We start from the raw sequence: 23751 nt of genomic DNA on the forward strand, positions 1-23751 counted from the left end.
TTAAAATTTGTTCTATCTATGATAAAATATTAAAAACTGCATAATATGATGCAGATCTGATAGGAGTTAATATGAGTACAGTCGGTTTGATTACAGAATATAATCCATTTCATAATGGTCATTTATATCATCTTGAAACTTCAAAGAAGATTACAGGTGCGGATACCGTTATTTGCGTAATGAGTGGTTCTTTTGTTCAAAGAGGCGAACCTGCCGTAATTGACAAATATACTAGAACTGAAATGGCTCTTACGAATGGAGTTAACCTACTCGTGGAACTCCCAACATTCTATGCATGTTCTAGTGCTGAGTATTTCAGTTATGGTGCAATCATGACGTTAGAAGCACTTGGGGTAGATTTTGTAAGCTTTGGAAGTGAGTGCGGTGATATTGATGTCCTTTCCTACATTGCTGAGCTCTTGATTAATGAACCAGCACGGCTCTCCGAACTTATAAAAGAAAAACTGTCAAGTGGACTATCCTATCCAAAAGCTCGTAATGATTCACTCTGCCAGTATATTAAAAGTATAAATTGTACCCATGATATTTCTATGATTGAAAAGGTTCTAAAAAGTCCAAATAATATTTTAGGAATTGAATATATCAAAACAATCAAGAAATACAGTCTAACTATAAAACCCTATACAATCAAACGTGTTGGAAGTGATTACAATGATACAAAGATTAATACTGATTTGTCTTCTGCGTCTGCAATCAGAAATGCTTTTTTAAATGCAGCGGATTTTGATAGTAATTATAATGAAGGCAAAAGTGATATTGATAGTAATCATAATGAAAGCAACGATGATATTAAGCGTGATATTAAGAACGATAATAACAGTTTGCAATGTTCTATTCCAGAAAGTGTATATACTTCTCTTCTATCCTCTATAGGAATAAACTTCCCAATCTGTATTGATGATTTTACCGTAATGTTAAATTCAAAGTTAAAATATTTGATATATACCGATTACACCCAATTAACTAGATATTTGGATGTTACTATTGATTTTGCAAATAGAATTCTAAATGTGTTTACGGGATTTGAAACATTTACAGAATTAATCGAAAAACTCAAGAATAAGCAACTCACGTATACAAGAGTAAGCCGTAGCCTATTGCATATTCTTTTAGAAATCACAGATGACTCTGCCATAAAATACACCAAAGGTGAAAGCATTCCATACATTAGACTTTTAGGCTTTGACGAACTTGGCCAGATCTTTCTAAACAAAACAAAAAAAGAATGCAAAGTTCCCCTAATCACAAAAACCGCCGACTATAAAGAACTCCTAAATGAAGATATATTTGCTACTGAAATATACAATATATCCGTATTCCATAAATACAGAACAAAACTCACAAGCGAATACAAACAATCTCCCCTTAGAAATTCATAAAATTAATGAACCTCCTAATATATTCCTTTTTTATACTTTTCCACTCAAACTTAATTATATTAAATAAAAACACAAAAAGATGCCATACACTAGCATCTTTTTGTGTTTTTAATCGTATCAATATTTCTATTTTTCTTTTTTTTTCGCCCGTAAAAATCCCTTACACAGTGTAAATAGTGAATATGGATTTGTAATTGTTCATTTTGACTAGACCGGCTGAAAGCAGCGCTAATGTTACGTCAAGACTCAGATAAAAAATGAGCGCAAGCGAGTCTTTTTATCATCTTTGAGGCTTGTAAGAAACATGCTGCTTGAAGGAAAGGCAGTCAAAACGAATAATTACAAATCCATATTCATGTCACCACATAAGTGATTTTTCACATCAATTCTTAAAACTGTGAATTGGAGCCGGAATCCTACCGCCACGATTTACAAATACACTACAGTCAAATGGATTAACAGTCATAACTGGTGCATATCCTAAAAGGCCACCAAATTCTACTGTATCGCCAACACTTTTCCCTACTACTGGAATCAGTCTAACTGCGGTTGTTTTCTGATTGATCATACCAATCGCTGCTTCATCCGCAATAATGCCTGAAATCGTTGTTGCTGGTGTATCACCAGGGATTGCAATCATATCAAGTCCTACTGAACATACACAAGTCATTGCTTCAAGTTTTTCTATTGTTAATGCGCCAAGTCTAACTGCATCAATCATTCCTTGATCTTCGCTTACAGGTATAAATGCACCGCTTAAGCCGCCAACGTATGAGGAAGCCATAACGCCACCTTTTTTAACCTGATCATTTAATAATGCAAGCGCAGCCGTTGTACCTGGAGCACCAACGCGTTCTAATCCCATTTCTTCAAGGATTTCTGCAACACTGTCGCCGATAGCGGGTGTTGGAGCAAGTGACAAATCAATAATACCAAATGGTACGCCTAATCTTCTAGATGCTTCCTGGGCAACAAGTTGTCCAACTCTTGTAATTTTAAATGCTGTTTTTTTGATTGTTTCACATAATACTTCGAAGTTTTGACCACGAACTTGTTCGAGTGCATGTTTTACAACACCGGGTCCACTTACGCCTACATTTATGATGACATCATCTTCGGTAACACCATGAAAAGCGCCAGCCATAAATGGATTGTCATCTGGAGCATTACATAATACAACTAATTTTGCACAACCTAGAGAGTTAACATCTTTTGTACATTCGGCAGTTTCTTTGATTATTTCGCCCATAAGTTTAACTGCATCCATGTTAATACCAGTCTTTGTAGATCCAATGTTAACAGAACTACAAATCAAATCTGTGCAAGCCATAGCCTTTGGTATTGCTCTGATTAAAAGCTCATCACTTTTTGTCATTCCTTTTGAAACAAGTGCAGAAAATCCACCAATAAAATTAACACCCACAGCTTTTGCTGCTCGGTCGAGTGTCTTTGCAATTGTAACGTAGTCTTCTGAAGTCTTACATGCAGAAGCACCAACTAATGAAATAGGTGTGATTGAAATACGTTTGTGTATAATTGGAATTCCAAATTCCTTTTCAATATCTTGTCCAGTTGACACAAGGTCTTTTGCAACTCGAGTGATTTTATTATAGATGTTATTATTAACCTCTTCTAAATTCATGCTTGCACAATCTAAAAGGCTGATACCCATTGTAATTGTTCTAACATCAAGATTCTCTTGCTGAATCATTTTATTTGTTTCATTTACCTCGAAAATATTTATCAAAATTAGCTCCTATCCATCTGCGTTAGCAGATACTTAAATCAGGATTGCGAAAATATGCTTTTGTTTTTTCGCATTAGCTCCTGTCCATCTGCGTTAGCATTTGCGTTATATTCTATGCATTTTACTAAAAATTTCTTCTCTTTGGCACATAATAACTACACCAATTTCTTTGCCAAGTCCGTCCAAATCATTTGATATTACATCAAATTTCTTATTTGCTCCACTTGTTTCAACTACCATCATCATATTAAAATAATCTTGAACAATCGTTTGAGAAATATCAAGAATATTAATCTGTGTTTCTGCTAAATAAGTACAAACTTTAGCAATTATTCCAACGGTATCTTTACCAACTACAGTAATAATAGTCTTTTTCATATTAGCACCTCTTAATTTAAATTTTTGTTTTTTTATTATAAAATATTAATATAAACATAATTATAATAATATATCACAAAATATATTATATTTCAAATATTTCCGAATGAATATCTCTTGGGGCTACTGACATTGCAAAATCACTTGCTTTATATTCATTATCGCCCATATCAAGTTCTAGTCTTACCGTTTCGTATGCAAGTCTTTCATAATTGTTTTCTTTACTTAAATGGCCTAACATAATACTTTTCAAATCATCATTTAGCAACTCACATAAAAGTCTTCCTGATGATTCATTAGAAAGATGGCCTTTATCCCCTAATATTCTTTGTTTCAAATAATATGGATAACTTCCAACTTGAAGCATATTGATATCATGATTCGCTTCAATTAGAATTGATGTTGTTCCTTTTAAATTATCAATTATGTAGTCATCATATTTTCCAAGATCTGTAATAACGCCCATTTTATTCTTACCACAAGTTACAGTGTATGCAGTTGGTTCATTCGCATCATGCGAGGTTCGAAATGAGTGTATGCATAAATCATCTATATAAATATCATGATCTGCATTGATTGGATTAAATATGTCCGATGGCATTTCACCAAGCGATGTGCTTCCTTTGATTCCTTTTAGTGTACCTTCGGTTGCATATATTGGAATTTCTTTTTTTCTTGTTAGAACTCCGAGTCCTTTAATATGGTCAGAATGTTCATGCGTCACAAAGATTCCTGAAATGTCATCAATGCTCAAATCAGCTGCCTTAAGTCCTTCAATAATCTTTTTTTTGCTAACACCGGCATCGATTAAAATATGTGTATTATTCGAGCCTATGTAGATGCAATTTCCGCTGCTTCCACTAGCGATGGTCATCATTCTCATAGTATACTTTTTCCTTAAATTTATTTTTCCCAATATATTTCAACGATATCTCCGTCTTTGATTGGGCCGGTGTAGTCGCCTGGTGCACCATTTAACTTCAGTACAATATTTCCCTTTGGACTTGATAAATCAAATGCGTAGAATTGAAATAAATCGACTAATATATATTCTTTTTTTCCTGTTAATTTTACAGGTTGTCTGTTTATTATAATTATAATATCTGTAGTATTTGCAGTGCTTGTAGTTTTGGTTATGTCTTTAGCAGCTGAAGTGCTTGCAGTGTTATTAGTGTTTGCATTGTTATTAGTGTTTGCATTGTTGCTAGTGTTTGCGGTGTTTGTAGTATTTTCAGTCTTTGAAGTATGCATATTATGTGCACCCTCTGTAGTCGGATTGATTGCGTTATTCGAAATATGTTTTGAGTTAGCAATATCCTTATATATTTCTTCATCTTTTAATTCAGAATAATTCTGGCTAAATTTTTCATCAACTAAGGTTGTTCGAATAGAAAAGTTCTCATAAACTTTGGTATCTGCGTTCGCTAATTCATTATTTACATACACTTCAACATTAGATACATCATAATCCATGAATTCAAACAATTGCGCTACGGTGTAATAATTTTCAATCTGAATAATATCATTCTCATGAATTGAATAGAATTCAGACTTTAGTTCACCATTTACATAAGCAAATCTAGGACAGATGATTTTTTTGTTATTTACAATAAAATAAATGCTTGAATGGTGTTCTTCCAGTTGGCCAATTGAACAGGACGCAGGTTCCCCTATCGTCGATTCTAATACTTCTATAATGTCATTTTGATTGATTTCTGCATTTAAATTAGTAAGCTTTTCATTGAGCTTTACAACTGCACCTTCGCCGGATAGTCCACGAACTAATCGGGATTTGTTATTAATTGTAAAGTTTAGTTCTTTTCCACGTCTTGGGAAAAGCTTCTCATTCGGAAAACCAATTTGCATAACTGCATCTACAACGGTGAGCTTATTGTTATCATATAATTTCAAACGTTGATTATTTACCGTTACAAACACGAAATTATTTTTTTGACTATAATAATTCGTACAAATGCCAATAGGGGTTACATATAATGAATCTTTCTTGAAATCTTCAACCATAAAATCAACAGTTGTAAGAACTTCTTCACCTCTTACAGCAACTCTTTCTTTCGGTAAATTCAAATACTCTGCCACTTTTTCTGTATAACCAAAAATTTTTCCACCACCACCAACAATAAATACAGCGCTAGTAGATTTTCCACCATTAATCTCAATTATTTTTTCGGCTGCTTCTTTTGCAATTCGATCTATAATTGGTTCCGCCTCTTGCATTAGTTCTTCTACTTGGACCTCTTGCGTTAGGCCCATAATATCTTTGTAAGTAATTGAACTGTTTTGATTGTTAATGCTTAATTTGATCACTTCAGCAGTATTGAAATCTACAAGGCATTTTCTAGCAATAACCTCGGTTATTTCATCTCCCGCAAATGGAATCATTCCATAAGAAACAATACTTCCATCCTTTGTGATACAAATATCTGACGTGCCTGCTCCAACATCAATTAGTGCAATATTAAGAAGTCTAAACTGTTCCGGAATTGCTATATTGATCGCAGCAATTGGCTCTAATGTGAGACTGGCTACTTGAAGCCCAGCAAAATTAACCGCCTCATATAAACCATCCACCACTTCTTCTGGTAGAAATGTTGCAATTAGTTCAACGCCAATCTTATTCGCCTTGTGACCTTCAAGATTTTTGATATCATAATCATTTAACATATAGCGAATAGGCGTATTTCCTACGCAGAAAAATTTTGCTTTATTGGAACCACCATTTAGTTGATAATGTGCTTCTTCAACAGCTAAAAGATTCAGTGAATATATGTGTTCCTGCAAAACTCTAGTTTCTTCTTCAAATTCAAATTCTTTTGTGATATTAACAGTTTTAAGCACACGTCCAGCAGCTGCGATACATACATCGGTAAGCTCTTTATCAAGCTGAGCTTCCAACTGATTCTTAACATCACGGATTGTCTCTCCTACCTTATAGATATCATGAATCTGACCATCAAGCATAGCGCGAGTCTCATGTTCCTTGACTGCCATAGCAACTACTTTGAAATTACCTCGATCAAGATATCCAACAACGCCTACAATATTACGTGTCCCTATATCAAGTCCAAAGACCCAATCATCTTGAATTTTTTTCGAATTGTCCATAATTGTCCCCATTCCCGCACTGCTTTCAAAAGCTTTCAATCTATGATTGAGAGATAATGTACACTACGCTTTTGTATATTTATATAAAATCTTTAACCTATAGTAATGTTTTCAATTGCAGCAAAGTATCTTCTAATGTTTTGTTATTATTAATGATTGTTTTACAATGTTTTTTAAAATCCTCAGGACCTAATTGATTCGCAAATATTTCTTTGATTTTATTGTCATCATAACCTCTGCTTGCTTTCAATCGTTCAATTCTTACATCTTCATGTGCGTATATATACCATAATTCATCACATAATATCTCATAATGATCCTCAATCAATAAAGCTGCTTCAATAAATATATAATCATATTTTTCTTCACATTTTAACTGACCAATCTGCTCGGTAATCAGTTTCTTTACTAATGGGTGAATTATACTATTTAAGACAATCAATTTATGCTTATTATGAAAAACGATTTCAGCAAGTTTCGTTCTTATGATATTTTTATTGCAATCAAGAATATCTTCACCAAAAACTTCTAAAACCTTTTTATATCCTACATGTCCAGCTTCCATAGTCTCTTTTGCTACATCATCCGCTTTGATTACAAATGCATTGAAATTATTTTTAAGTAATTCCAAAACAGCTGACTTACCCGAACCAATTCCACCTGTTATTCCAATAATTTTCATAATTGCCTACTTTATCTTATTTTGTTCTGATATCTCATGTAATAGCTCTATTATTTCCCCATTTTGCTGTATGATTAATTCCCCTTGTTGCTCTTGCATTGTTTTCATATTCAGTATTGTTGTTTTTATTCCACGAGTACCAAATGCAACTGCTATACTGAATATTATTATAAATACCATTACAATAATAAATTCTACCATTTATTCTCCCCCCCCGGATTATCTGCGTTCAATTGCGCGAACACAATATCGTTATCGTTAATGGGCCTCAAACCAATTCTTACCTTCATTCATATCAATTTCAAGTGAAACCAATAATTTTGCAGCGCCTAACATGTTTTCTTTCAGTATTTTCTTGACTTGATCTACTTCATCTTCATAAGTCTCTACTAATAGTTCATCGTGTATCTGTAAAATTAATTTTGATTTGAGCTTATTGTCTTTGAGTGCTTCATAAACCTTAATCATCGCAATTTTAATGATATCAGCTGCAGTGCCCTGTATTGGTGAATTCATTGCAATTCTTTCGCCAAATGCACGTTGCATAAAATTACTTGAACTTAACTCTGGAATTGGTCGCTTTCTATCAAATATTGTTGTGGAATAACCTTTTTCCTTTGCATCTTCAACTAATCCATTTATAAATGCTTTGATATCTGGATACGTTTCAAAATATTTTTCGATATATTCATTTGCTTCTTTTCTTGAAATACTTAAACCTTGGCTAAGTCCAAATGAACTTATACCATATATGATACCAAAGTTAACCGCTTTTGCGTTGCTTCGTTGTGTATTACTAACTTCTTCAAGTGGTACATGAAATACCTGTGAAGCTGTAATTCTATGAATATCTTGTTCTGAATTATAGGCTTCAATCAGCTTTATGTCTCCTGACATATGGGCCAATATTCGAAGCTCAATCTGCGAATAATCCGCATCAATAAATACGCAACCAGGTTTTGCAATAAATGCTTTTCTGATTTCACGGCCAAGTTCCATTCGGATTGGAATGTTTTGAAGATTAGGCTCTGTGCTACTGATTCGTCCTGTCGCTGTAATCGTCTGATTGAATTTACCATGAATTCTACCATCTTCGCCGATGTATGAAGACAATCCATCCGCATAAGTTGATTTTAGCTTTGTCAGTTGTCGATATTCAAGTATTTTCCCTACAATAGGATATTCTCCTGCTAGTTTTTCAAGCACGTCGGCTGCCGTAGAATAGCCACTCTTGGTTTTCTTGCCATTCGGCATCTGTAATGTTTCAAATAAAACAACGCCTAGTTGCTTCGGTGAATTAATATTAAATTCTGTTCCAGAAAGTTCGTATATCTCTTTTTCAAGTTCGAGAATTCTTATCTGCAATTTATCACCATATATTTTCAGGCCCTCTTTATCTACCATAATACCTTCTTTTTGCATACTATATAATACAAATAATAAAGGCATTTCAATTGTTTCAAAAAGCTCCAACATATTAGAGTTTTTCAATTCATCTTCAATCGTTTCCCATGCATTATAGATTACATAAGAGCTGAGACAAGCATATTTTGACAGCGCCTCTTCATTTACAAAAGCAGCTTCTTTGAACCCAAGTTTGCCAAGTATATCTGCCTTCGTTGGTAATGACAATTTTAAATAATCTCGTCCAAGTTCATCAAAAAGATAACTTTCTTTCAATGGATTTAGAAGGTATGCAGCCAAGCCAACATCTGTGAGCATATCAAATTCGCAATCTTTTAAAACATCCAATTGCTCTTTGAGGTTCAAAAATATCAATTTATTTTTCTTGTTATGAATCATATTTGATAAATCAGCAATTTTCCCAATTAAATAACCTTCATTAATAAATCCTTGAATCGGAATATATAATGATAACTTTTCTTTGGATGCAAATGTGAATGACGCACCAAAAAGTTGATTATCTTCATATGCGAAAAATACACCTATATGTTCAGCTTTTTCCATAGCTGAAAATGCATTTTCAATATCGCTTAATTCAGATAAAATCTTAATCTGCTTATAAACTTCTGGTTCGGTAGAAACAATTTCACTATCAAACTTTTTAAGTAAAGATTTGAAATTATATTTTTTGAATAATTCATAAGATTCCTTGGTGTATAGATTGTTAAATGTTGCATCATCTATATTATAGTCTATAGGCGCATCCGTATCAATTGTTGCAAGTACTTTACTTAATTGAACCTGTTCATAATTCTCTGATAACGAAGTCTTTGCTTTGTTAGGTGTTATCTGTTCAATATTGGCATAAGCATTCTCAATGGACTTGTATTTTTGAATGATGGCTGAAGCAGTTTTTTCACCAATGCCTGGAGCCCCCGGTATATTATCAGAAGCATCTCCCATCAACGCTTTAATATCTATGAATTCAGTAGGTGTAACCCCATATAATTCAAATACTTCTTTGAAGTTATAATCCTCTACTTCAGTAACACCTTTTTTTGTCTTAGGTATTCGAATTTTAACCTTTTGAGTAGCAAGCTGAAGCATGTCACGATCTCCAGAAATCAAAGAGACATCAAGCCCTATTGATTCTCCGGATTTTGCAAGTGTTCCAAGTAAATCATCAGCTTCATAGCCTTCTTTTTCGATAATTGTGACATTCATTGCCTTAAGTACTTCTTTTATTAATGGAACTTGTTGTCTAAGCTCCTCCGGCATAGACTTTCTAGTACCTTTGTAACCCTCAAATAACTTATGACGAAAAGTGGGTGCACTAAGGTCGAATGCAACTGTTAGATAATCTGCATGCTCTTCATCGAGAATTTTAAACATTATATTCAAAAATCCATACATTGCATTCGTATGAGTGCCCTCTGAATTTGTCAAATCTGGAACACCATAAAATGCTCTGTTAAGAATACTGTGACCATCTATTAATACTAATTTTTTGCTCATGATTACTCCATTCTTTATATGATTGTGTATATGTATAAACCGCCAGCTACCAAAATGCAAAATATTAATGTTAGAATTGCAAATTTTATATGACGTTGTTTCTTTTTATATTTTACGATACTAAGTTTTGAGTCATTCAGCTTTTTATCAACTAGCCCTCTAAAATCGTAAGACTCAATCAATTTTTTGTATTCATCTAAGCCGTAATCCAAATCAGCCCCGTCTTCTGCTAGTCCATACTCAACGATATAATAAATCTCCAATTCTTCCTGACATTCTTTGCATCCAAGTATATGATCTATAAATATTTCCTTTTCTTTTATAGATAATTGGTCCTTATCAAATGCCCCTATTGACTTTTGAATCTGTTTACAATCCATAGTTGCTCCTTATCTTACAATCAAGATATTAAAACGATTATTTTCTTATATAAGATTATCACAAAATCAAGTTATGTTCAACTAATAACAGCTGCTGTTGAAATATCTATTTGTTTTTCGTTTGTTAAATGTATAATAAAAAAGTCTCAAGCATAGTATTTCACTTGAGACTAATAAAAATTCAATCATAATTTTTGAAATTAAATTGAAAGCAAGAAAGTCATTATTTCACATTTTCTCTAATTTTACATATGGGACATATCGTTCTTGAATCATCAATTTCCCAGCCTTTTGTTTTATATACAATTATAATAATGTTTTTATCTGTAAATTCACCTACATCGGTACGATTACATATATCGCATTTCACTCCTGATATTATCATTTTGGCCTCCTATATCTATATATTTTTCTTATGATAAGTATACCTTAGAAATAAATGAGCAATTCATATATGCTCTTATTCATAAAAAAAATCGTGTAAGCCAATATTTATAAGCTTTCACGATTATAATTGTGAATCAAAGTCAACATAATAAGTATAGGCTTATGTAATTTTAATGTCAATAGAGAGAAAAAGGTAATATTACAAGAGTTCTTTGAATATACGCATTGAATTTTTATAAAAAATTTTCTCAATTTCAGACTCATGAAACCCTCTACTGATTAATTCTTGTTCTAATAATGGTAAATAAGATGCATCTTTCATTTCTAATTCACAAGAAATTCCGTCAAAATCCGAACCTAATCCAATGACATCTATTCCAGCTATGTTTTTTATATATATGATATGTTCTGCCATAATTGAAACGTTACTTTGACATTCAAATTCATTTTCTTTATTATCCAAAAATGCAGCGCAATAATTAATTCCTAATAAGCCACCTCTATCGCCAATTGTTCTTATCATTTCATCGGTTAAATTCCTGATATGAGGAGAAATTGTTCTTACATTCGAATGACTTGCAACAAAAGGTCTTTGCGTATGTTTGGCAACATCCCAAAATCCTGCATCTGACAAGTGTGATACATCAACTATTATATGAAGATGTTCCATTTCTTGCAAAAATTCTATGCCTTTTTCTTTTAAACCATTCTCCGTATTTGCTCGACATGGAAAAATGTTTTCTTTACTGTGTGGAATAATATTGGGATAAGCAAGCTCATTTTCATAATTCCATGTCAGAGTCATCATACGAACACCTAATTTATAGAACATACGAAGTACTGAAAGGCTCCCTAAACAGCAGCCACCTTCCTCTATAGTAAGCATGGCTGATAGTTTTCCGACTTTTTGGTTCTCTAAAATATCAAGATATGTTTTCACTTGTGCGATTTCATTAGGATATGTATTTAGAATTTCATAAAAGATGTCAATTTCCTCTAAGGCACTAACCAAAGCATTTTCCTTAGATGAAAGGTCTACATAAGCGGCAAAACACTGCAACAAATAATCGCCCTTTTTTAATTTCTGCAAATCAATATGCAAATCATTTTTCAAGAAGCTTTTCTCTCTGCCTGCTTTCATTGCTTCATTTAATTCAAACAATGTATCACAATGCATATCAAATACTTTCATAATTCACGCCATTTCTAAGGCTTGCTAATGCAAGACACATCGAATTATTTCATAGAACATCTATAACGACAAATTTTTCTATAAGTTCATACAATAAGTAAACAAAGATTCTAACCAAAAATACTGCCAACTGCATACAAAGATTTTGCTAAATCTTCTCTGTAATCTGGGTCATTTGGATTCAAACTATTAATCACGACTCCATCGCTTCCGGCTCTCGCGGTTGCATGAATATAGCGATCTCCATCGATATACATCGCAATATGTCCTGGAAAATATAACAAATCACCTTTTTTCATTCTATGAAAGGGTATTTCTTTTATTGGAAATCCACGCATAATTTGTGCATCTCGATAAATTAAAATTCCTTGGAACATATAGCACATAGAGGTTAATCCTGAACAGTCAATTCCCAATGTGGTTTTGCCACCCCATCGATATTGAATACTGCAATATTTTTTAGCCTCTAGTATTACTTTTTCCCGAAAACTAGCAATATTAATATTTGAGTTTTGCGGCAACGTATCTTCCCACAACCCCTTTTGTGAGAATTCCTTTTCTTTGAGTAACTGATTCTTTATATAGCCACATAGTCCATTTACCAAACGTACTTTTACCCAACCTATATTATCATTTCTCCAGTCAACAACCTCAACAATAGATCCTTTGGGTAAAATACTCAGACGAACAGCTTGAACTTTAGGCATTGATTGGATATCAGCAGTAAATGCATCTATTACCATTAAATCAGAGTTCTCCCACTCTTTTAAAGCGAGTAATGGAAGTAAGTGAAGTTCCTCTTTTTTAACATATCCAGTATAATTATAAAACGTTCTAATGGGTAAAAATCCATTTTCTTCGCCACCTGTAATTGTAACGCCCATTCCATGCAATCCTTCGTCTGAAATAGAGGAAGCACTTCCATATTCCGTGATTTTTGTTGTTTTCGGTATTTCATAAATGCTCGTTATTGCCTTAAAAAATAGCCCATACACAATACTATCCCTCCTGATAAAGGATTGCTTCATCCTCATGATAGTATATTAGTGTAAAAACATAAATTAGAACGATTATTTAACTATTCTTCTATCAAAATAGCTCTTAATGGAGAACCATCCAAGCCGCCTAATTTTAATGGTTGTGCAGCCAACATATAGTTTCCTGGTTTTACAGCAGCTAATCGAAGGCCTTCAATCATTACAACTTCTTGTCCCAATAATTCCAAATGTACCTCTTTGGGTGACGATAAAGGTCCTATCGTTAAACCTTCCACGCCAATGCATTTGATTTTCATACGTGTCAGTATTTTTGCCACCTCTAAAGTAATCTCAATATTACCCTTGATAAGAATTCGTTGTGTGCCGTCCTTTAAAAGATCTTCCATTTCGTCGACGGTAATTACTCCGCTTGCCGCTACTACCTTACAGTGTCCTACGCATTTGTCCAAATCAATCTGGTCAATGCATTTGCCGTCTTTATAAAAATGTCTTGGCGCATCCATATGAGTTCCAGTGTGACTTCCTAATGTAATTTCTGACAATTGACAAATGTCTGGTATTTTCTTATCTAATGACAATATAGTACGTTTTGTTGGTTTCGCATCTCCTGGAAAAATCGCAGAACTGAAAACTTCTTGTGAAATATCATGTATTATCATTTCTTCACCGATTATCTACTTTCTCTGGATATAGGTCGTGATTTGCCATGCGGTTGAAAGCAATATCTACCCATTTTGTATGCGCCTGTCCATAATTGCAATAAGGATCAATTGAGATGCCACCGCGAGGAGTGAATTTTCCCCATACTTCAATATATTTTGGATCCATAAGTCGGATCAAATCTTTCATAATTATGTTGATACAATCTTCATGAAAATCACCATGATTGCGAAAACTAAAAAGATAAAGTTTTAATGATTTACTCTCTACCATATTAACGTTTGGAACATAGGATATTGTAATCGTCGCAAAATCCGGTTGTCCAGTGATTGGGCAGAGGCTAGTAAATTCAGGGCAATTAAATTTAACAAAATAGTCATTGTCCTGGTGCTTATTTATAAAAGTTTCTAATATATCTGGATTATAATTGAAATCGTATTTTGTCCCTTGATTTCCTAAAAGAGTAATTCCAACTGTTTCTTCGTTATTTCGTCCGCTCATTGTGTCCTTCACCTTCTTTTATAATGCTGGGTCGCTGATACCATTTTTTTCGAATGCTTTAGCACGGTCAATGCAGGTACCACAGGTTCCACATGGTTTCTCTCCACCTTCATAGCAGCTCCAAGTTAATTCATAAGGAACCTTAAGTTCAATTCCTTTTTTGACAACATCTGGTTTTGTCCATGTAACAAAAGGAGCTTCAATGCGCAACTGTTTTCCACTTCCTAAATAAATCGCTTCATTCATTGCATTATTAAATGAACTACTACAATCTGGATATGCATCCCCAGCCGCATCATCGCTATGTGAACCATAATAAATCACACTACAGTCTTTTGATAAGGCGATACTTGCAGCCGACGATAAGAACAAACCATTTCGAAAGGGTACATAGGTTGATACTGGTTTTCCGTTAGTATGTTTTATTTGTTCCGCATAATCACTTTTTGGGATTGCCTCTGTTGAATGATCTAAAAGACTACATTCACTATATTCAAATATCTTAGCCAAATCCAAATAAATGTGTTCCACCTGATAATATTGCGCTATTTTTCGAGAAGCATCTATCTCTTTAGAATGCTTTTGCCCGTAAGAAATGGATAGTGCAATTACATTTTCTTTTCCATATTGATCAATTGCCAAACCTAAGCAGGTGGTACTATCCACGCCGCCACTAAATAAAACTAATGCTTTCATACATGCTCCATTCCTGCGCAGCTTTTTGCGCATACCAAGTTATGTCTATTTTATTTTAAACGCATTTGCAAATTAATATCGGTCATAAACCGTCCACGTAAAGTTGAAGTTTGTGTTTTCGCAGAAGTTTTCTTGATTCCTCTGGTGCTCATGCAACTGTGGCACCCTTCAATTAGGACTGCAACATCAACCGATTCGGTAACTTCTTGCATGATTTCAGCAATATCAGATCCAATACGTTCTTGAAGTTGAAGACGCTTCGATACCATATCTGCAATTCTTGCGATTTTACTTAATCCAATCACTTTACCATTTGGTACGTATGCAACAGAAACCTTCATATCATACATCAAGGCCATATGATGTTCACAATAACTAAATATTTCAATATCCTTCACAACGATTAAATCCTGATTGCCTTGAACAAATTCTAAATCATCTTCAAATGTTTTGTTAAACATGACAGCGATTTCATGGTTGCTATAATTCATGCCTTCAAATACTTCCGCATACATACGTGCAACCCGCTCCGGAGTACCTTTTAATCCTTCACGGTCAGGATTATCTCCTAATGCTACTAGAATACCTTTTATATGTTCTTGAATTGCTTCTATATCAATTGCCATTTCATCTACCCCCGGTTCTTATATATTTTTTTGTATATGTAGTAATGAACTTACACTCCACGTTTATTTGGATCCCATATCACTTTGTGCATCTGAATCTGCATAGTTACATCGTTCAAACAGTTTGCTATTAAGAAATCCACTATTTCTTGCAACTGGATTTTACCAAATACGGGGCTTATATATACGTGACATTTTGTTGTCAGACCATATATCGTTATGATATCTTTAGCACGATTTAAATCCTCAGTACTACCAACCACAAATTTTACGGTATCCTGCTTTGAAAGTATATTAAAATTTGAAACTAACATATTTGCTTCCATTAAGCTTCCTGGGAGCTTATAGTCCATCGTAAATGTAGGAGAATTGCTAATTCCAACAAATGAATCCAATGCTATACTTCCGTTCGTTTCTATTTCAACGCGTAAGAACTGGTCTGTTGCAAGTAATTGAAGAAGTGTTAATATATCTGGCACAAGCAAAGGTTCCCCACCTGTCAAAGTCACATTTTTGATCCCTGTCTCTTTAATATAATCATAGATTTGATGCTCTGACATGAGCGTATAAGGTGCATTCTTCGCATTAGCCCATAAAGTATCGCAAAAGGAACAGGAAAGATTACAACCTTGAAAACGAATGAATACAGCCAACTGTCCTGCAAATACGCCTTCTCCATTAATACTTACAAATTTTTCTACTACTTTATATTGTGACATTAAAATCCTCCTCATAAGAAGCGCAATTATTAGGTGTCTCATATACGGTAGCCGATTTCACCTGATATCCTTTTTGCACCATTTGGTCATAGAAATACTTTGCAAGGTTTTCTGCCGTTGGGCGAAACTCCATCATGATGATTCTAAAACCTTCTTCTTCTAATGCCGCAACAGTTCCGGGCTTCAATGTGTTTTTCTCTATAATAAACGCATGATCCATAAAATCCACTTCTTCTTTGATATCTTTTTTCAAATCTCCAAAATCAACTAGCATTCCATTTGACTGCTGATCGGTTTGTAATGTATTGCTTTTCACTTCGATAATAACACGCCATCTATGTCCATGAATATTACTACATTTTCCTTCATAGCCAGATAAAAAATGTGCTGAATCAAAGCTGTCTTCTGTTTTTAAACTATACATACGAATAATCCTTTCCATAAAAAAATAGGCATATCAACTATGCCTATTTTTTTAATATAATTCCACAGATAATATGCGAAAATGTGTCGCCTATTATCAATCCAATTCATATTAAAATAATAGCCCTAGTTTTGTTTAGAGACAGGATGGTACAAATAAACTGTCTTGTATTTTGCATATAAAAGTATACCACTGGATACTCAGATGTGTCAAGTTTGCCACAGCCAAATATGTTGAATTTATGCTACAGACAAATATATTAAGATTCTTTGGTAAATCATCAATATTTTCAGATGTAAATATGTTTCGCCCGATGATTTTCTTATTAGGGTTATAAAAAATCTTGTAATAATACAGCTCTTAATGGAGCCGCTTCCGCTCCCACTATATATATTGGTGCAGCAAAGAGAAAGTACTCACCTTCCTCAACATCTTTTAATCTTAAGCCTTCAATAATAACACTATCGATTTCAAATAAAAGCTTATGCGTTTCGTGACCTGGCTGACTTCTTTCAATTCCTAGGCCATCCGTGCCAGCGCCTTTTACTTTTTTTTCTTTTAGATACTGTGCGCCTGATTCATCTAAAAATATAAAATCACCTTCTAATATATCAAGATAGGAATTCTTCGTTTTGAGTAATACAAAATCACCTTCTTTTATATTTTTGGTTTTTAAATCCTCAGCAGTTATTTTATCATCAACCATGGTTAAATCAAGAACTTTACATTTTGTAATAACTTTTGAAAGATCTAGGCTCTCTATGAGTGTACCATTTGGCACTATGTGCTGGGAACGGTCTAAATGAGTTCCTGTATGCATATTCATATCAATTCTACTCTCGAATGCACTACCTGTCGTAAAATCACTTTGTATTTTTAAATTTGGCCTTTTCTCTTCTTTACCTTTGTATACAGGCATATAATGAGTGATTGGCATTGAGATATCTATTATTTTCATTTCACAACCTCCAGATTTTTGTAACGAATATGTTGAAAACTTGGTTATATAGTCCACCACTTTTTGCCATCTCTTGCGAGAAGCTCAAATGCTTTTACTGGTCCCATAGTTCCTGAATCATAATTAGGGAAAATCAATTTACTTTTTTCCCGGTGAGCGATTATTTGGTCAGCAATTGTCCATGAGGCTTCCAATTCATCCCATCTTGTAAACAAAGTAGCATCGCCACGAAGTGCATCAAAAATCAATCGTTCATATGCTTCTGGTGTATTTCCCTGCATTTCAGCTACATGACTTGTTTCCATTTTAGTTGGGACAATGTCTTCTAATGTAGTGAAATCTTTTGTGTTAAATTGAAAGAATACGCCTACTTTTGGTTGTATTTGAATTACCAATAAATTAGGTTCCTGTATTCTGTCTTTAAAATACAATATATCGGGAAATGATTTAAATTGAATTACAATTTGTGCTGCTTGTGTACTTAACCTTTTTCCAGTCCTTACATAAAATGGCGTTCCTGCCCATCTAAAATTGTTAATATGAAATTTCAACGCGACAAATGTTTCAGTATTCGATTGTGGTAAGACCATATCTTCATCACGATAACCTTGTACTGGCTGTCCATCAATAAACCCTTTTCCATATTGTCCAAATACTACATCATCTCTTAAGCTTTCAGGCGTAAATTCTTCTATTGCATGAATCACCTTTAACTTTTCACTTCGTATCGATTCAGTTTTTAAATTCACAGGAGGTTCCATTGCTACCAACGATAAAATCTGAGTAATATGATTCTGAATCATGTCTCTTAAGGCACCAGAATTCTCATAATAGCCGGCCCTTGAGCCTACTCCGTATTGCTCACTAAGTGTAATTTGAATATTATCGATATATTTATTACTCCACAGTGACTCAAAGATTGGATTGCAAAATCTAAGAACCATAATGTTTTGTATCATCTCTTTTCCAAGATAATGATCAATTCGGTATATTTCTTTTTCACCAAATACTTTTAGCAGACTTTCATTGAGTTTCTTTGCAGTTTTAAGATCTTTACCAAATGGTTTTTCAATCACAAGTTTTTTTGAACCTTTTTCACCGGGTGCCAAGTTGTTCAGACTTAAGCTTTCAACTATTGTCTCAAAATATTGTGGTGCTACAGCTAGATAAAAAAGACGATTACCGTTTGTTTTATATTGTTCATCTAAATTGCACAAATAGTCTTTAAGTGATTTATATCCATCAACTTTAGTGAAATCTAATTCATAATAATACAAAATATTATTTAATTTTTCTAAAACATTGTCTTCTATTTTGTTTCGCGAATATTGTTTCAGTGAGACAAGTATCTCGTTTTTATATTCTTCATTTGTTTTTGTTTTTCTACCTATCGTAACAATTGCAAAATTCTCAGAAAGCAAATTATCGTGTACAAGATTATACAATGCCGGAATTAATTTCCTATGAGTTAAATCACCAGTTCCTCCAAATATAACCATTATCGCGGATAAATCTTTTGCTTTTGTTTCATCATTATTCTCTATGATCATATATAGCTCCTTAAGTCCTTCTATCTAGTAAAAACATAATATCTAATCAATATTTTAAAACCCAGTTTACCAATTTGTATGAAAAGTTCCTTCCATATCAGTCCGTTGATACGTATGCGCACCAAAATAATCTCTTTGTGCCTGTAACAAATTCATCGGAAGTTCTAGTGTGCGATAACCATCAAAATATGATATTGCGCTACTAAATCCAGGAATTGCTATCCCAGCTTCAATCGCAATTGACACTACCTTCCTCCAATCTTTCTGATACTTTCCTAAAATTTCTTTGAAATAATCATCCAAAATCAAATTGGTTAAATTCGAATCTTTTTGATATGCATCTTTGATTTTATTTAAAAATTGTGCTCTAATAATACATCCACCACGAAATATCTTTGAAATTTCACCTAATTGAAGAGCCCAGTCATATTCCTTGGATGCCTCTCTCATTAAGCTAAACCCTTGCGCATAAGCACATATTTTACTTGCATATAATGCTCTTCTGATTGATTCAATAAATTCTGCTTCATTTTCTATATGAATATCTGGAATCTCAATGGCAATTGCATGGTTGGCTAATACTCTCTCCCCTTTTACTGCGGATAAACATCGTTCAAATACAGCTTCAGTTATTGTTGGTATTGCAATTCCCATATCCAAAGAAACCTGGCTTGTCCACTTTCCAGTTCCTTTTTGGCCAGCAACATCAAGAATTTTATCAACAAGATATCCGTCTGCTTTGTCATCCTTCTTTGCAAATATATCAGAAGTAATTTCTATTAAATAGCTATTTAACTCGCCTTCGTTCCACTCAGCAAATATTTTATGAAGTTGGGGAGGTGTTAGATGAAGCATATTCTTCAAAATGAAGTATGACTCACAAATTAACTGCATATCAGCATATTCAATCCCATTATGCACCATCTTTACAAAATGACCAGCTCCGTTATCACCGATATACGTACAACATGGTTCATCATCTACTTTTGCAGAGATAGAATTTAAAATAGGTTCTATAAGCTTATATGTTTCAAAATCTCCTCCTGGCATAATGGCCGGACCGTTTCTAGCGCCTTCTTCACCACCAGATATTCCTATTCCCATGAAATGAATCTTCTTTTGTTTTAGTTCAATGTTTCTCCTAATCGTATCCTTGAAAAATGAATTTCCACCGTCCATAACGATGTCACCTTCAGAAAGGAAAGGAAGTAATTGCTGTATTGTATCATCTACAGGGTTTCCTGCTTTTACCATCATAATAATTTTTCTAGGCATTTCTAAAGAATCTACAAATTCCTGTATGTTGAAAGTACCAATTAAATGCTCAAATTCGGATTCCTTTAATAATTCATCAGTTTTTTCTGGGGATCTGTTGTAAACAGAAACTGCGAAACCATGCTCAGCTATATTCAAAGCCAAGTTTTTCCCCATTACTGCCAATCCGATTACTCCAACTTGTTGTTTTTCCATATGAGCCTCCTTATAGTATAAATCTTTCCAAACTATTTTTTATTTGTCTATAAAATTTCACAATGATTGCATTTACAACCTTTGGATATTTAATTATTTACTAAAGTTCACAGTTGGATTTTCTGTCTCTGCTTGTGAAATTTCAAAGTAATCTCTCTTTTCAACTCCAGACATTCCAGCAATTAATGATGAAGGAAATGTTCTAATTGACTTATTTAATGATTGAACTGCATTATTATAATCCATTCTTGCTACTGCAATTCTATTTTCCGTGCCAGCCAACTCCGTCATTAAGCTCTGATATTGCTCATTTGCCTTTAAATCAGGATAAGCTTCAACAACTACGCTTAACTTCTGAAGTGATGATGTTAATTGATTATTTGCATCTGATAATTCAGATAAATTTGATGCTGATTGAGAAGCACTTCTTGCTGCTGTAATTGCTTCTAGTGTACTTGACTCATATGTGGTATATCCTTTTACTGTTTCTATCAAGTTAGGAATCAAATCATATCTACGTTTTAATTGATTTTCCACCTGCGCCCACTTAGAATCCACATTCTCATCTGCTGACTGTAATGAGTTAAAAGTTGCTATCCATATTACAATTATTAAAACTACAACGCCTATTCCAATCAATATTCCTTTATTTTTCATGTTTTATTACTCCTATTTTCTGATTTGTTTTACTATTACCAACCGCCGGATGAACCGCCACCACCGGATGAACCGCCACCGAAACTGCCACCTGATGAACCGCCGCCAAAACCGCCACCTGATGAACCGCCGCCAAGAAACCAAAATCCACCACCTGATGAGCCTCCACGTCCACCTCTTTTACGCGATATTATTAATATTATCATAAAAATAATAACACCTCCAAAAGCCCATGGATTAGTACCCGTATTTGATGTGTCTTCATACTTAAGTCCATAATCATTATTTATGGATAGGTTTGGATATTCACCACTCTTTTGTAAATAATAGAATGTGTTTGCTAATGCTTGCTTAATGCCATCATAATATTTTTGATCTTTAAAATAAGGTGTCATTACGTCATTAATCTTTTGCGCAGTTGTATCAGGTATTACGCCTTCTAAACCATACCCAACTTCTAATCGGAACTTTCTATCATCTAAACTGATAAATAATAATAAACCATTATTCTTATCTTTATTACCTAATCCCATATCACGAAATGTTTTATTTGCTACAGTTTCAATCGTATCTCCATTTAATGATTTTACGGTTACAACTGCATATTCAATCGTGGTTTGTTTCTCTAGTGATGTTAATATTTGTTCTAGTTGCTTTTCCTCACTGTCTGACAACATACCTGCATTATCTGTAACATATAAATCACTTGATATATCTGATGCTACTACTATTTTCGGCTTCATAGCGATACATAAAAATACTGTTAGTACAAATGTTAACTTTAGTACTCTGCTAATTTTACTCAACGCTTTTTTATCCTTTCATTATAAATTAATGCTATCTATTTCTAATCTAATGAATAAAAATCAATATTTATTCATTAGATTTATATATAAATTATATACTAAGATGGTGATAATTACAATCAAGCAATCTAAGTGTTCCCCAAATAGGCTATCACCATTCATAACAAAAAAAGTCGAAAAGGCTTGTATTTACATGCTTTCTCGGCTTTTATCTAATTAACAATCCTTCAATAAAATTTCCTCTTTTGACAGAAACACATGAGATGGGGGATACATAATGTTATAAACTAAAAACACAAACAAAACAAGTAATGGTATCAAAACGATAGCGTTAATTTATTTTCGGGAACAAGTGGTAAGAAATTACCAGATTAATTAAGATTATGATTTACTTTCTTTAGTTTAATATACTTGCTCTTTTTTTTCCATCTTTTTTATATATTTTTTTGAATCCATTTTTGATTATCTATTTTAGTATACGAAAAACAAAACTCAAGGATTCCATTTGACTAAATTTCTTGACTCCTTTAAGCCTACTGCTTGTAAGTAATTTATAAATTTCTTGTTTCAGGCATCTAATGCCTGATTAATTAATCGTTGCATCCACTTCATGCTTTGATGATTAAGTCCTGGTATAACCCCTCTGATTCTTTCCGCATAATCCCAGCCCGATGGATGAGTTCTTAGTTCCTTTATTAACTCTTCTTTTTGTTCTATTAATTTACCGAAGATAACTTTACGCGATTTATCAAAACACCATATAGAACTTACCATACCCACAATACAATCAATAGTTTGGCTGTCGCAATTTCGCTATTATAATAATATAAGTTGATTTTTTTATGTGAAATAAAGATAAGTTATAAAACCTCAACTTTACTGTATGTATAACATCATTTTCATCTTTAAAAGCTGTAACTCCATCTCTTTCATACGCTGTCACATCATTCATATAACCAACTTGATTATTCTGTCCATTAAAAGGCGAGAAGTGTAAAGAGCCCTATTATGTTCGTGTTTAGGATTTCATAGCCATTAATATTAAAACTTTCAGTAAAGGCGCTAGAGAATGGAAGCTCAGGCGCCTTTCAATTAATTAATAATGTTTGGTACAAATTTAGAATCTATTTCTGCAACGTCTACGCCTACGTCTACATCCAAAAAAGCAACACATAATATTCACTCCTCTTTTTATATAATTAAAACTAAATTTCATAATTATAATATGTAGATTATAGTACTATGTGTCATAATATGCAATATTTAGCATAAATTAGTGAAATACTATTATAAAAAAACTAATTATAGAATATGATTCCCAACGAAATTGTTGCATAGACTTTATGAATAATTTTTGAATTAGGAGGGAAATATATTTTTATTAAATAACTTCTCGGAGTTAGCATCTACTGGTGCAAATGTAAATTGACAATTGAATATTGGTGGTTTTGGAAAAAAAGAAGAGATTTTGTGTACCA

The 23751-nt window shown here is 33.4% G+C and carries 23 protein-coding genes; 1 reads left to right on the top strand and 22 read right to left on the bottom strand.

Going from position 1 to position 23751, the window contains the following annotated elements; all coding sequences use genetic code 11:
* Positions 1-71: 71 nt before the first annotated feature.
* Positions 72-1400 carry a nucleotidyltransferase gene (locus tag BMY18_RS17085; protein ID WP_092456484.1) on the top strand — a complete coding sequence of 443 codons (1329 nt, stop codon included), beginning with the start codon at positions 72-74 and terminating at the stop codon, positions 1398-1400.
* Between the two features lie 382 nt (positions 1401-1782).
* Here BMY18_RS17085 and BMY18_RS17090 read toward each other — a convergent pair whose 3' ends face one another.
* From BMY18_RS17090 to BMY18_RS17190, 22 genes are all read right to left on the bottom strand, one after another.
* Positions 1783-3147 carry a PFL family protein gene (locus BMY18_RS17090; protein WP_092456487.1) on the bottom strand — a complete coding sequence of 455 codons (1365 nt, stop codon included), beginning with the start codon at positions 3145-3147 and terminating at the stop codon, positions 1783-1785.
* A gap of 105 nt (positions 3148-3252) precedes the next feature.
* Positions 3253-3525, bottom strand: coding sequence for an ACT domain-containing protein (locus BMY18_RS17095; RefSeq protein WP_092456490.1), 273 nt, complete (start codon positions 3523-3525; stop codon positions 3253-3255).
* 85 nt (positions 3526-3610) lie between these two features.
* Positions 3611-4408, bottom strand: a complete 798-nt coding sequence (locus BMY18_RS17100) for an MBL fold metallo-hydrolase (protein WP_092456493.1) — start codon at positions 4406-4408, stop codon at positions 3611-3613.
* 20 nt (positions 4409-4428) lie between these two features.
* Positions 4429-6648, bottom strand: a complete 2220-nt coding sequence (locus tag BMY18_RS17105) for a cell division FtsA domain-containing protein (protein ID WP_092456496.1) — start codon at positions 6646-6648, stop codon at positions 4429-4431.
* A gap of 97 nt (positions 6649-6745) precedes the next feature.
* The gene (gene coaE / locus BMY18_RS17110; RefSeq protein ID WP_092456500.1) at positions 6746-7330 is read right to left on the bottom strand and encodes a dephospho-CoA kinase; all 585 of its coding nucleotides are present in this window, start codon (positions 7328-7330) and stop codon (positions 6746-6748) included.
* A 6-nt stretch (positions 7331-7336) separates the two neighbouring features.
* The gene (locus tag BMY18_RS17115; RefSeq protein WP_092456503.1) at positions 7337-7531 is read right to left on the bottom strand and encodes a hypothetical protein; all 195 of its coding nucleotides are present in this window, start codon (positions 7529-7531) and stop codon (positions 7337-7339) included.
* Positions 7532-7588: 57 nt separating this feature from the next.
* The gene (gene polA / locus BMY18_RS17120; protein WP_092456506.1) at positions 7589-10249 is read right to left on the bottom strand and encodes a DNA polymerase I; all 2661 of its coding nucleotides are present in this window, start codon (positions 10247-10249) and stop codon (positions 7589-7591) included.
* A 14-nt stretch (positions 10250-10263) separates the two neighbouring features.
* On the bottom strand, positions 10264-10629 hold the full coding sequence (locus tag BMY18_RS17125; RefSeq protein ID WP_092456509.1) for a zf-HC2 domain-containing protein: 366 nt from the start codon (positions 10627-10629) through the stop codon (positions 10264-10266).
* 223 nt (positions 10630-10852) lie between these two features.
* Positions 10853-11014 carry a hypothetical protein gene (locus BMY18_RS21190; RefSeq protein ID WP_170841465.1) on the bottom strand — a complete coding sequence of 54 codons (162 nt, stop codon included), beginning with the start codon at positions 11012-11014 and terminating at the stop codon, positions 10853-10855.
* Between the two features lie 201 nt (positions 11015-11215).
* Positions 11216-12208, bottom strand: a complete 993-nt coding sequence (locus BMY18_RS17130; RefSeq protein ID WP_092456512.1) for a dipeptidase — start codon at positions 12206-12208, stop codon at positions 11216-11218.
* A 110-nt stretch (positions 12209-12318) separates the two neighbouring features.
* Positions 12319-13203: a C40 family peptidase gene (locus tag BMY18_RS17135; protein ID WP_242941065.1), complete on the bottom strand. Its 885-nt coding sequence runs from the start codon at positions 13201-13203 to the stop codon at positions 12319-12321.
* An 83-nt stretch (positions 13204-13286) separates the two neighbouring features.
* Complete coding sequence (locus BMY18_RS17140; RefSeq protein WP_092456518.1) at positions 13287-13865, bottom strand: cyclase family protein; 579 nt, start codon at positions 13863-13865, stop codon at positions 13287-13289.
* 4 nt (positions 13866-13869) lie between these two features.
* Positions 13870-14367 (bottom strand): preQ(1) synthase, encoded by a 498-nt coding sequence (gene queF / locus BMY18_RS17145; protein ID WP_092456521.1) that lies wholly within the window; start codon positions 14365-14367, stop codon positions 13870-13872.
* 18 nt (positions 14368-14385) lie between these two features.
* Positions 14386-15096, bottom strand: coding sequence for a 7-cyano-7-deazaguanine synthase QueC (gene queC / locus BMY18_RS17150; protein ID WP_092456524.1), 711 nt, complete (start codon positions 15094-15096; stop codon positions 14386-14388).
* A gap of 17 nt (positions 15097-15113) precedes the next feature.
* Positions 15114-15689 (bottom strand): GTP cyclohydrolase I FolE, encoded by a 576-nt coding sequence (folE, locus tag BMY18_RS17155; RefSeq protein WP_092456529.1) that lies wholly within the window; start codon positions 15687-15689, stop codon positions 15114-15116.
* A gap of 50 nt (positions 15690-15739) precedes the next feature.
* The gene (queE, locus tag BMY18_RS17160) at positions 15740-16408 is read right to left on the bottom strand and encodes a putative 7-carboxy-7-deazaguanine synthase QueE (protein WP_092456532.1); all 669 of its coding nucleotides are present in this window, start codon (positions 16406-16408) and stop codon (positions 15740-15742) included.
* Positions 16395-16832: a 6-carboxytetrahydropterin synthase QueD gene (gene queD, locus BMY18_RS17165; protein WP_092456536.1), complete on the bottom strand. Its 438-nt coding sequence runs from the start codon at positions 16830-16832 to the stop codon at positions 16395-16397. The genes queE and queD overlap by 14 nt, the downstream gene beginning before the upstream one ends.
* Before the next feature lie 331 nt (positions 16833-17163).
* Complete coding sequence (locus BMY18_RS17170) at positions 17164-17790, bottom strand: cyclase family protein (protein WP_092456539.1); 627 nt, start codon at positions 17788-17790, stop codon at positions 17164-17166.
* Between the two features lie 44 nt (positions 17791-17834).
* The gene (gene zwf, locus BMY18_RS17175) at positions 17835-19340 is read right to left on the bottom strand and encodes a glucose-6-phosphate dehydrogenase (protein WP_092456542.1); all 1506 of its coding nucleotides are present in this window, start codon (positions 19338-19340) and stop codon (positions 17835-17837) included.
* Between the two features lie 66 nt (positions 19341-19406).
* A complete protein-coding gene (gene gndA / locus BMY18_RS17180) occupies positions 19407-20810 on the bottom strand; it encodes an NADP-dependent phosphogluconate dehydrogenase (protein WP_092456546.1) in 1404 nt (467 codons plus the stop codon).
* Positions 20811-20903: 93 nt separating this feature from the next.
* Positions 20904-21467 (bottom strand): LemA family protein, encoded by a 564-nt coding sequence (locus BMY18_RS17185; RefSeq protein ID WP_092456548.1) that lies wholly within the window; start codon positions 21465-21467, stop codon positions 20904-20906.
* Positions 21468-21502: 35 nt separating this feature from the next.
* Positions 21503-22273: a TPM domain-containing protein gene (locus BMY18_RS17190; protein WP_092456550.1), complete on the bottom strand. Its 771-nt coding sequence runs from the start codon at positions 22271-22273 to the stop codon at positions 21503-21505.
* Positions 22274-23751 lie beyond the last annotated feature (1478 nt).

Source organism: [Clostridium] fimetarium, assembly GCF_900111235.1.
GTDB classification, from domain to species: Bacteria; Bacillota; Clostridia; order Lachnospirales; family Lachnospiraceae; genus Clostridium_N; species Clostridium_N fimetarium.